Raw genomic sequence first — 3,163 nt, 5'->3', positions numbered from 1 at the left:
TTTGGATATTTGCGCCTCCTTTACGATTTCATTTGTTGACGCTTTTTCAAAACCTGCTTTAACAAATTCCTGCATGGCTGCATTGATAATTCGTTCTTGTTTGTCGATATTCAAATTGAAAAATTTAGTATTGATGGGGTTCACTCCTTCATCCACTAATGACCAAATTGGTCATTTTAAATATATCAAACAATGACCAATGTGGTCAACACCATTATTATATTACTGAAAATAAGAATAAATCACTTCTTTTTCATTAATCATCCGGACAAACTTTTTCTCCATAAGCATAGTTGGTGAACGATGTATGAAGCATTTATTTCAGGAACTTAACGCTGAATGAATGGTTAGAGATACAGATGAAAAACTGCCTGCTTTTATTAATTACAAAATGGGTATATAAGTTACATAACCTAGAGGAATAAGGTAGACATTATTACCATTGATATGTACGGAAAAAAGACATTTGCTGCAAGTTGTCAATTAGGCTATTTAATAGAAAGAAGGAAGATTGATGAATACACCAGAGAACATCCTCATAACGACATTGAAAGGAAAAGAGATCCTCTCCAATCCTTTTTTGAATAAAGGAACAGCTTTTACTAAAGAGGAAAGGGAGGATCTTGGCCTTGACGGACTGCTTCCTCCTCAGGTCCTTACCCTCGATGAACAAGTGAAGAGAGTCTATGAGCAATATTCGATGCGGACCACGAATTTATTTAAAAACGGTCTGCTTTATGATTTGTATAATCGCAATGTGGTGCTGTTTTACCGGCTGTTGAAGGAACACCTGGCTGAAATGCTCCCGGTCATTTATACACCTACAGTGGGCGAAGCCATCCAGGCTTATTCTCACAGCTATCGCCGTCCCGGCGGCTTATATCTTTCTATTGAAGATCCGGAAGGCATTGAAAAAGCCTTTCATAATCTTGGACACGCAAAGAATGACATTGATTTAATCGTGGTTACCGACTCTGAAAGCATCCTCGGTATCGGAGACCAGGGAGTAGGCGGAATCAATATTGCCATTGGTAAACTTGCCGTATACACAGCGGCAGCCGGTATTGATCCAAGCCGCGTTCTGCCGGTGGTACTCGATGTGGGTACGAACAATCAGGAACTGGTTGATGATCCTATCTATATCGGCAATAAATTCGCCCGTGTCCGCGGGGACCGCTATGACGAATTTATCGACTTATTCATTCATACAGCACGAAAATTCTTCCCGGAAGTTCTTCTTCACTGGGAGGACCTTGGCAATGTGAATGCGAGGATGATCATGGAGGAATACGGAGACAAAATCCTTACCTTCAATGATGATATCCAGGGAACGGGTGCTGTTACCCTTGCAGCCGTTATGTCTGCATTAAAGGTAACGGGAGCATCCATGAAGGATCAGCGCATTGTTGTCTTCGGACCAGGTGCAGCGGGAATCGGCAATGCTGACCAAATGGTGGATGCTATGGTACTTGAGGGGATGACCAGAGAAGAAGCGTATGACCGTTTCTGGGCAATTGATTACCGGGGATTACTGACGGATGAAATGCAGGATGTCCTTGCGTTCCAGAAGCCGTATGCAAGGGAAGCAGAAGAAGTGAATGGCTGGGATCGAAATGAAGATGGAATTATTTCATTAAAGGAAGTAATCCGGAAGGTGAAGCCTACCATTCTAATCGGAACTTCAGGACAGGCAGGCGCCTTCAAGGAGGATATTGTCAAAGAAATGGCTAAGCACGTAGAGCGTCCGATCATCATGCCTATGTCCAATCCAACAGATTTGGCTGAAGCCATCCCGGAAAACCTGATCAAATGGACAGACGGCAAAGCTTTAATTGCCACGGGAAGCCCATTTGCCAATGTAGAATACAACGGTGTCTCTTATGAAATTGGACAGTCCAACAACGCATTTGTATTCCCTGGACTGGGACTCGGAGCCATCGTGGCCAAAGCTGAAATCATTTCCAAGGGAATGTTCACTGCTGCTGCGAATGCGGTAGCCAAAATGTGTGACAGCAGCACACCAGGCGCATCACTCCTCCCTTCCATTGAGAAATTACATGCTGTCTCGATCGGGGTAGCCGTTGAAGTAGCGAAAGCAGCCATCGAAGAAGGAGTGGCCCGAGCAGAAATCACAAATGTAGAAAAAGCAGTGGTCGATGCAGTTTGGGAGCCGGAATACAAGGTGATCAAATACATCGGTAACTGGACAAGCCTCAACCACGATTAAAGGAAACATATCGTTAGATCCTTTTTCAAACACATGAATCTGTTTCACTTTGACCATCATTGGCTGTGCGGTTGGGTTGAAATAAACACTTATGTTCAGCAGCATTAAAATCAATAAAACAGCAAAGAGCTGGGACAACCCTAAGATACAACTACCTAAAGACGAACATTTTCTGTGATGACTCTAAATACCGCTAATGATTTCCGTGCAAGACTTCGCTTTCCGCGGGTAGCCCGTGAGCCTCCTCGTCGCGTTCGCTCCTGTGGGGTCTCGCATAAGCTACTTTCCCGCAGGAGTCTTCGTCTTGCACTCCAATCAACCGCTGGAATAAGTTGAAAACAAAATGGACATTTGAACAAAGTTAATAAAAACCCGAACTAATTTGAATCCTTAAATTCAAATTAGTTCGGGTTTTATTCAACCTTTTTTGTTCCAGCTTTTTCTCATTAAACAAAGTCATTGACCTTCAAATTCACCTTAAAACGGACCCCAGTTCATCATAACCCCGATTGTCAAAAAGATAGAACCTAACACAATCCAAATTAACAACAAGGGCATCATAAACCGAATCCATTTAGTCCAGGAGATCCCCGCTATCGCCAGATTCGCCATGAGTATGCCAGATGTTGGTGTTATCGTATTCGTAAATCCATCACCCATTTTGTACGCCTGAACCGCCACTTGTCGAGGAATTTCCATTAAATCTGCAAGAGGAGTCATGATGGGCATCACGATAACAGCCTGTCCACTACCCGAGGAAACAAGAATATTGAAGATTAAATTGGCTGCGAACATAACCAATGCTCCCCCCACATTGGTGAATGGGGTCATCATGGTGGCCATCCCTTCAACGACGGTATCAAGAATCCTGCCGTCTTCTAAGATGACAACAATCGATCGGGCCATCCCGATAATCAATGCGCCGTATACTAATCC

General features: G+C 43.5%; 2 protein-coding genes and 1 pseudogene. 1 reads left to right on the top strand and 2 read right to left on the bottom strand.

Annotated elements, in window-relative coordinates:
- Positions 1 to 135: TetR/AcrR family transcriptional regulator (locus HP456_RS21915; RefSeq protein ID WP_312857802.1), on the bottom strand; the 135-nt coding region annotated here is incomplete at its 3' end.
- Between the two features lie 379 nt (positions 136 to 514).
- Between HP456_RS21915 and HP456_RS21910 the strand changes: the two genes are divergently transcribed.
- Positions 515 to 2,227 carry an NAD-dependent malic enzyme gene (locus tag HP456_RS21910; RefSeq protein WP_172255062.1) on the top strand — a complete coding sequence of 571 codons (1,713 nt, stop codon included), beginning with the start codon at positions 515 to 517 and terminating at the stop codon, positions 2,225 to 2,227.
- A 477-nt stretch (positions 2,228 to 2,704) separates the two neighbouring features.
- Here HP456_RS21910 and HP456_RS21905 read toward each other — a convergent pair.
- Positions 2,705 to 3,163 (bottom strand): annotated as a pseudogene (locus HP456_RS21905) (TIGR00366 family protein); the annotation flags it as partial.

This window comes from Bacillus haikouensis (assembly GCF_013179555.1).
In the GTDB taxonomy this organism is placed as follows: domain Bacteria; phylum Bacillota; class Bacilli; order Bacillales; family Bacillaceae_B; genus Rossellomorea; species Rossellomorea haikouensis_A.
This window is presented reverse-complemented; position numbering and strand designations above follow the sequence as displayed.